Origin of the sequence: Gordoniibacillus kamchatkensis (assembly GCF_000829455.1) — a bacterium.
Classification (GTDB): domain Bacteria; phylum Bacillota; class Bacilli; order Paenibacillales; family NBRC-103111; genus Gordoniibacillus; species Gordoniibacillus kamchatkensis.
Genome location: NZ_JXAK01000072.1, coordinates 20643 through 28203, shown reverse-complemented (window position 1 = coordinate 28203; position 7561 = coordinate 20643). Strand labels below are relative to the sequence as shown.

At 52.0% G+C, this 7561-nt stretch carries 7 protein-coding genes; all 7 read right to left on the bottom strand.

Features of this window, described 5'->3' with window-relative positions; genetic code table 11:
- Nucleotides 1-594: 594 nt before the first annotated feature.
- Complete coding sequence (locus tag SD70_RS28105; RefSeq protein ID WP_041051744.1) at nt 595-795, bottom strand: hypothetical protein; 201 nt, start codon at nt 793-795, stop codon at nt 595-597.
- A 97-nt stretch (nt 796-892) separates the two neighbouring features.
- Nucleotides 893-2080, bottom strand: coding sequence for an N-acetylglucosamine-6-phosphate deacetylase (locus SD70_RS28100; protein ID WP_052487979.1), 1188 nt, complete (start codon nt 2078-2080; stop codon nt 893-895).
- 20 nt (nt 2081-2100) lie between these two features.
- A complete protein-coding gene (locus SD70_RS28095; RefSeq protein WP_041051742.1) occupies nt 2101-2847 on the bottom strand; it encodes a glucosamine-6-phosphate deaminase in 747 nt (248 codons plus the stop codon).
- Nucleotides 2819-4420: an alpha/beta hydrolase family protein gene (locus SD70_RS28090; RefSeq protein WP_394298030.1), complete on the bottom strand. Its 1602-nt coding sequence runs from the start codon at nt 4418-4420 to the stop codon at nt 2819-2821. The genes SD70_RS28095 and SD70_RS28090 overlap by 29 nt, the downstream gene beginning before the upstream one ends.
- 134 nt (nt 4421-4554) lie before the next feature.
- Nucleotides 4555-4827 carry a hypothetical protein gene (locus SD70_RS38770; RefSeq protein WP_231571607.1) on the bottom strand — a complete coding sequence of 91 codons (273 nt, stop codon included), beginning with the start codon at nt 4825-4827 and terminating at the stop codon, nt 4555-4557.
- Nucleotides 4824-6056 (bottom strand): Gfo/Idh/MocA family protein, encoded by a 1233-nt coding sequence (locus SD70_RS28085; RefSeq protein ID WP_041051740.1) that lies wholly within the window; start codon nt 6054-6056, stop codon nt 4824-4826. The genes SD70_RS38770 and SD70_RS28085 overlap by 4 nt, the downstream gene beginning before the upstream one ends.
- A gap of 245 nt (nt 6057-6301) precedes the next feature.
- The gene (locus SD70_RS28080; RefSeq protein ID WP_041051738.1) at nt 6302-7351 is read right to left on the bottom strand and encodes a LacI family DNA-binding transcriptional regulator; all 1050 of its coding nucleotides are present in this window, start codon (nt 7349-7351) and stop codon (nt 6302-6304) included.
- Nucleotides 7352-7561 lie beyond the last annotated feature (210 nt).

The window sequence follows — 7561 nt, the reverse complement described above, 5'->3', positions numbered from 1 at the left end:
ACGATGGACACCCTTGCTCTTGGCTAGTGGTTGGCCACTACAAGCCCCCACAGCGGACTTTCACCGCCTAGTTAATCGCCATGCGTGGCGCACTAAAAATGGGCAGGATGAACACGCTCATCCTGCCCATGCTATGATCCGCCGCAGATAAGGAAGTGTTCTTTATCACTGTTCTTCGGTTGGCTTACCGCTAAAAATGGGCAGACTTCTCCCGTCTTAAGCCAAATCCCGTTGAAGAACAGTCGATAAAAAGAACATACTCCCTTCACCTCATCGTCATTGTAGCCTTACTTCTTGAAGTATACTCACATTTTGAGCTGTGTCAAATAGGCAAAGCAACAGGTGCCGCATGACCCCCGGCTGTCTTTTGGACGTTCCGCCTACAAAGCGTTATTCAGCACCCAGTCCTGCGGCTCCGGAAACGCGCTGCCGCAAGGGCTCCCGCATTACCGGATTTTCTGGTCGACAAGCCAGTTCATCAGTTCGCAGAGCAATCGGGATTTGAATATCCGGAAACGCGTGCGAATAAGGCAATAGACCATATTCGCTTTTGAGCGTGAAGAAAAGAGGTAGTAGCCTAGCCGTGTGAACGCGTTAGTGGGCTTTTATCAGCATAATCGGATTTTCGGCAAGCTTAAGTCTTAGCACTTCCATTAATCCTTGCGCTTGAATCAAGGTGACGGTGGATTCCCCGATTTTTTCCCGGCATAAAAAGCCGGCTTCCGTAAGAAATGGCTCAATTACAGGGAAATTTCGTTTCAGCCTTGATGCAATATCCTTTGACTGTAACGTCATGGACGGACTTTCCGGCAGATGTAACCTTCACAACAAACGATTCGCCGTTAAAAATATAAGGTGTGTAATATTGCTCCGCTGTATGATTCAGCCCGAATCAGCGTTCGTTCCCGTACACTTCTTTTCCCTGCTTATACGATTTCAGAATACGAATGCGTTCCCCGTCCCATTCGAATTGCACGAGATCAGCCGGTGCGCCGGCGTTCATTCCTTGCGCAGACGGAACACCCATGAAAGCCGACGGCCGTACGGAAGCCATATCCCAAGCCTCGGCAAGCGGGACTATTTGTTTCGCGGCCAAATGTGCGATTCCCCAAATCGGCATTTGAGCCGATCCGGCCAATATTTTCGGGTTATCGGCGAGATGCAGCTTGCCTTCGGAAGTGAGCACCACTTTGCCGCCGATATGCAGATCGTATTCGCCGGCAGGCATGCCGCTCAAAGAGACGGCATCGCTGACAAGCATCGTTTTGTTTCCCTTCGCTTTCACGGCGACCTTTAAAAACGACTCCGGCAGATGGAATCCGTCTGCGATTAAACAAGTCCAGAGCTCGTCATTGGCCAGCTGCTCCCAAATATAATTGGGATGGCGGGGAAGCATGACGTGCGCCCCATTGCCAAGATGAGTGGACATTGCGGCGCCGGCCGCAACCGCCTCCCGGATCTGCTCCTCGGCAGCCGCCGTATGGCCTATGGAAACGACGACGCCGGACGCTTTACACTTGGCGATAAAATCCGGAGCTTCCGGCCATTCCGGTGACAAGGTGACGATTTGGATTCGCCCCTCCGCCGCTTCTTGCCACCGCTCGAACAAAGACCATTCCGGCGGCTTGACATAGCGCCTTGCATGCGCCCCACGGGGGCCGTCGTCCGGCGAGATGAACGGACCTTCCAGATGAATGCCGGCGACGCCCCGTTCCGTGTCCGGGCTTTCCTTGCAAGCTCCGGCTATGGCGGACATTGCCGCTTCGATCGCTTCATCGCTATTGGTTATGATTGTCGGGTAATAGGAGGTCACTCCTTCGCTCCATAAAGCGCGAGTGATCCGTTCGACCGTCGCCTTCTGAAGCGGATCGGTGTTGAAGTCCATCCCTAAGTACCCGTTGATCTGCAGGTCGACCAAGCCGGGACCGATGAAAGGAAGCGATCGCTCGCCTTCGCCGGTCAAAGGCTTAATCGATTCTATGAGCCCGTTCTTGACGTAAACCGATATCGGCTCCGACGTCCGATAATGAATGCCTTCGATTGAATAGGAATCGGATTCGTTCAAGTCATAAGCGGTCATTCGTTTGCTCCCCTTCCGGCTTAGCCGTTTTGAAATCGGCCCTGAATTTCCGAGGCGGAAGCCCGATCCAAATACAGCGACCAGTTCGGGTGGGTTTTGAGGATGGTGGCCGGAACCGCAGGAGTCACCTCTTGTTCCAAAGTCGCTCGAACGGCGCCGGCTTTTACCTTGTGCGGAACGCAGGAGATAATGCAGTCGCTCTGCATAATCTGATGAACGGACATCGTAATGGCTTGCTTCGGTACATCCGCGACCGAGTCGAACCAGCCCTCGCCTACCTGTTGTCTTTTACAGGCTTCATCCAGCTCCACAATCATGTAGGGTTGTTTCGTTGCAAAGTCGGCCGGCGGATCGTTAAACGCAATATGAGCATTTTCCCCGATGCCGATCATCGCGAGGTCTATCCGTTCCTTCGCGATTTCCGCATTCAGCTGCCGGATGTTCTCTGCGAAATCCCCTTCGCCATTGACGAAGTGTGCCTTTTTGATGTTCACTTCAGCAAGAAACCGATTTTTCAAATACGTCCTGAAGCTCGCGGGATGGCTTTCCGGCAAATGGACGTATTCGTCCAGATGGAACATCTCCACTTTGTTCCAATCCACATCCGTTTTGACGAACGCCTTGAAAAATTCGAACTGAGAAGCCCCGGTTGACAAAATGATTCTTGCTTTGCCGTTTTCACGTATTCTTTCGTTTAAAAACCGTGCGGCATGCAGAGCCGCTACCTGCCCCAATTGTTCAGGAGTTTCCAACACATTGATCTTCATGAACATTTCCTTCCTTCTCATGATCTAATTGGCGATCCTGCGCAATCCAGCGCTCCAGATCGGGAAGATCGAAGTACTTCAGCATCCCGGGCAGCACGACACTCATGATATCGTGCTGCTCGTAGTACCGTGCCCGTATCCAAGCCGCGACGCTGCCCATGCCGCCCACCGCCTCCACTTGTTTAATCCGCCGGTCCAATGCCGTCGCAAGCATGCCGTAAAAGCCTTGGCGACCATTAAGGTACAGGCTTATATCATCCGGCTTCGTCTGCGGAAGCCGCTCCGCCATATCGAGCGCGCGAGTAACGTCATACGTCCGCAGAGCAGCCAGACTATCGTTCAACCAAATCAAATCGTCCGTTAATTTATGAATGATTTCATAAAATTCCGCCGGATCCCCGTTATGGAGCGAATGCGGCGTCAAAGGGCCGACGCCGGAAACGTCCAGCACCATGACGGATCGTCCGTTTGCACAAGTTTCGCGCAACCACGGCAAATGGGTTTGTATATGCCCGGTGCCGCCGTCCCACAACGCAATCGTTAACGGCAGTTCGTTTCCCGCATAACGGAAGTCTCTGAAAACGATGCCGTGGTTAAGCAAGTTTTCCTGTGACCACCATATGCAGTTATACACTTGAAGCTCGGCCAGCTGTCCTTTTAACATATAAAGCCGCGGATTGAGCTCGCAAGCATTGCGGGAAGCAAACACAACCGTTCGCAGCCACAGCAGCGCCTGTTCCTTTCGCAGCTGTTCCGGCAAGCCGCCCCGTATTTCCTCCAATTCCGCTACGCGGTCGACATTCTCGTCATATACGGCCCGCGCGCCGGCCAATTCGCCACGAACTTGACCGCTTTCGGTACACCATAGCAATGACGAAGTAAATGGCCGTACCTCCCGCCGGACGTTCGGCTCTTCCCCCAACAGATGCTTTGCAAAAAATGCCGCCGCCTTTTGCGCTAGCTTTGCCGTATATTTGTGAACGGAATCGTCCTCCTCCAAACCGAAACAGTCACCCGCTCCGTACATGTCCCAAAAGCGCCTCGTTCTTTCCACCGTTCGCCGCGTTCCCTCAATCGGAAAAAAATCATAGGTTGCCGCCAAGACCAGGACCGGTTTAGGCGCCATCGCCAACAAAATATCCTCATGATCAAAGCCTAAGGCCGTCATTCCCCGCCAAATCTGCTCCGAATCCTGCGCGCCTCCGGCAAACAAATACGTTTCGCGGTTCATGATGAAAGTCGCCGGAGCCGCCGCTGCAATCCGGGGATCGCAAATCATCATGAGCGACGTTTGCGTTCCGCCGCCGGAGTTGCCGGTTACGCCGATCTTAGCGGGATCGACTTCCGGCCGCGTGCGCAAATAATCGACGGCTCTCATTCCGTCATGTACAAAATAACGGGCAAGCGCCTCGTCTAAAGGCCAACATTGGCTCCCCGCATAATCGTGCTCGCCGGTACATGGCCGCACCGTCACGTCTTGCAGGGCCGCCTCATAGTAGCTCAGCCTTTCGCCCTGACCGATCGGGTCGACGGCCATGACGATCAGGCCGGCATGAACCAAGTATTGGCACACCTTCTGATACTCCTCGTGGTGCTTCGCTCTTTCATGATGGCCGCATAAAAAAAGAACGGCGCCGCGAGGAGACGCAATCCCGTCCGGTATGTATACGTTTGCGGTAACGAACGTGTTCGGCCGCGACTCGAATATCACCTTTTCGATCGAAAACCGTCGCCTCTCACCATTCCGGAAACTCTAGCATGAAGCGGCGTGTCCATCGGAGGCAGCCCCCCGATGTTTTCGATAAATTTGGTCCGCAAATACGCTCGATGAGCCTCCAATTGCTCCGTTGTCCGAATCACATCGCGGGCGGCGTCCCCTGCGGCGAACGCTTCGAGAGAACGGCCATATACGTGCCGCTTCAGCTGATCCTTCGCATCGTAAATCGACAGGGTAACGTTCTCCATATCTTGAATTCTCATTTCGGCTCCCTCCGTACGATCAACTCATCGACCCGAACTCTGCGCCCCTCTTTGATGGATTTGTTGGCCGCAATGCCGATCATGTTCGACATCGCGCCATCCCATGAGCTTGCCTGCTGGCGGAGAGGGTCCTCCATATTTCCTCTGATCAACATCTGCAGCAGCCTTTCGTCCCCGCCGCCGTGAACGCCCTTGACTGCGGGAATATGGACGGTAATTTCCTCCTGATGGCGGTTATACAAGCGCAGCCTGGTAATATTTTGTCCGGCGTACGGGCCTATGCTGCCATGAAAATAGTCGGCTTCTAGTCTGCCGCCGCTTCCGTTGAGGACAAGCCTAAACCCCTCGTACGGCGAATGGGCCGTGAGCGAATAACTCATGATAGTGCCGCCTGTAAATTTCACGCTGACGCTCATCGAGTCCTCGATATCGATTTCATCGGAGAATACGCATTGATCCCGGTAATATTGGTCGACGTCCTCGGTTTGCAAATACAGTTCGCCCGCTGCGCCCTCCGCAATGTCAAAATAAAATTCGCATGAATTTTTATAGCTGCAGGTTAAGCAGCGTTGTCCCCGGTTCTCGCGGGTGGGACCGTAAAATCTCCTTGTCCCGAAAGCCGAAATCACCTCAGGCTCCTCCTCCAGCAGCCAGTTAACCACATCAAAATGATGCGTGGACTTATGTACCAGCAAACCGCCGGAATTTTCCTTCCTGCGGTGCCATCTCCGAAAATAATCGGCGCCGTGCCGCGTATCCAAAAACCATTCGAAATGTACGCTTAATATGCTGCCTATGGCACCTTCCTTGATCAGCTCCTTCATTCTTTTCACAAACGGCATAAATCTCATGTTGAACGTGACGGTTACTTTTTTGCCGGTTCTTTGTTCCGCTTCCAAAATGGCATTCACTTTTTCTTCGTCGATCGTCATCGGCTTTTCCGTAATTACGTCGCAGCCGGCTTCCAGCGCTTTGATAATGTAGTAATGATGGTAGCTGTCGATCGTCGTTACAAGCACAACATCCGGTTTCACATCCTGTATCAACCGTTCAAAGCTCGGGTACACCGGGAAATTTCCGCCCGCCTTGTCCTTGACCAGCTCGGCGCGTTTATGGTTCGGATCGTAAATCCCGACAATTCGGGCCACATCCTTGAAGTCCCGGGCAATTGGAATGGCGTACATGTGCATTCCCCTGCTGCTGGCTCCGACAATTGCGTATGTTTTCAACTATCTCTCTCCCCGGTACTTATTCTTTGGGTGAACCTATCGTAACTCCCTTAACGAAACCAAGATCGGTACAACCACGTCGATAATCATGGAGCAACGATAGAAATCGTTTTCTACGCAATGTCAATCATTTCATCTTCGTTCCCTTATCGCTCATTTCATTCGGTTGGTTTCATCATATAGAAAAACTAACGGCCGGGCTAAGCTTCTTTTGCCCGTTTTCCTCAAACTCAACAATTTTTGCTCTAACAATTGGCCAACACCCGAACCGAATTCCGAATCACAAGCTTCGGTTGCAGCACGATTTCCGAGATATTGACGTTTTCCCCGTTCAATACCTGAAACAACATGCCGCACGAAAACTTCCCCATTTCATATTTGGGATGGTCTACGGTCGTTAACGGGGGCATGGAAATGTTGGCAAAATCGATATTGTCGAAGCCAATCACCGAAACGTCGTCCGGAACCCGAACGCCAAGCCGATTCAGCTCGTAAATGAATCCCAGCGCCATCAAATCGTTGCAGGCCACAACCGCCGTCGGCCGATCGGAAAGCTCCGTCAGCCGCCGAGCCATTGTCTTCCCGTTCTCAAATTCAATATTGCTGTTGTAATTCGTGTTTTTTGGGATCTCCGAAACTAGCAGGTAACCATCGTTAAAAAGAATGCGCGACTCGCGCAGTGCATCGCGAAATCCTTGAACCATGTAAATCCGGCTTGGGCGGTCCAGAGGCGCTGTTACAAATGCGATTTTGGTATGTCCGCACTCTGCCAAGTGGCTGGCGGCCATAAAACCGCCCTTCCTATAATCGTAATTAATTTGGTAGATGTCTTCGCCTTCCCGATGCTGGTCGATAGAGATGACGCAAATCCCTTTATCGGAAAATTGCCGCAGCAAATTTTTTTCAGCCGAGATCGACGAAATAATAACTCCCTTCACCTGTTTTTCCAGCATCGTTTGCAAAAATTGTTTTTCCAAAATTACGTCTTGGTGCGAATTGCACAACAGAACCTGGTAGCCGTTAGCGCGGGCGATTTCTTCGACGCCCAGCACGATTGATGAATAAAAGGGGTTGCTGATGGAGGGGACGATAATGCCGATGGTCATGGAATTATTCGTTTTTAATTGTCTGCCGAGCAAGTTGGGCGTATAATTCAATTCCTTGGCCGCCGATTTTATTTTTCTTTTCAATTCGGCGCTTACGGGATAACTGCTGTTGCTTAACACGCGGGAGACCGTTGCGGGAGAAGCGTGTGCAAGTTTGGCAATATCGAGTATCGTCACGGATTTTCGCATACATCCTCCGCCTATTGGCAATATTCGCAGCAGATTAAATCAAAACGGCACGCCAAATCCTGGAGCTCTGGCGCCGAATTCTCCGATAAAGATGTCGTTCAAGCGTTAATCATACTCCCCGTTTCCAAGCCGGATTTCGAAGCATGCACTATACATAATTTAACCCGCCCGTATAAGGAAACGGTATCGGAAACAGCGAGCGAAGGGGAC

What these genes read in the sequence shown, in the direction of transcription:
- SD70_RS28095 (WP_041051742.1), bottom strand. Translation starts at nt 2,847, where the DNA reads ATGAAGATCAATGTGTTGGAAACTCCTGAACAATTGGGGCAGGTAGCG.
- SD70_RS38770 (WP_231571607.1), bottom strand. Translation starts at nt 4,827, where the DNA reads ATGAGAATTCAAGATATGGAGAACGTTACCCTGTCGATTTACGATGCG.
- SD70_RS28100 (WP_052487979.1), bottom strand. Translation starts at nt 2,080, where the DNA reads ATGACCGCTTATGACTTGAACGAATCCGATTCCTATTCAATCGAAGGC.
- SD70_RS28105 (WP_041051744.1), bottom strand. Translation starts at nt 795, where the DNA reads ATGACGTTACAGTCAAAGGATATTGCATCAAGGCTGAAACGAAATTTC.
- SD70_RS28080 (WP_041051738.1), bottom strand. Translation starts at nt 7,351, where the DNA reads ATGCGAAAATCCGTGACGATACTCGATATTGCCAAACTTGCACACGCT.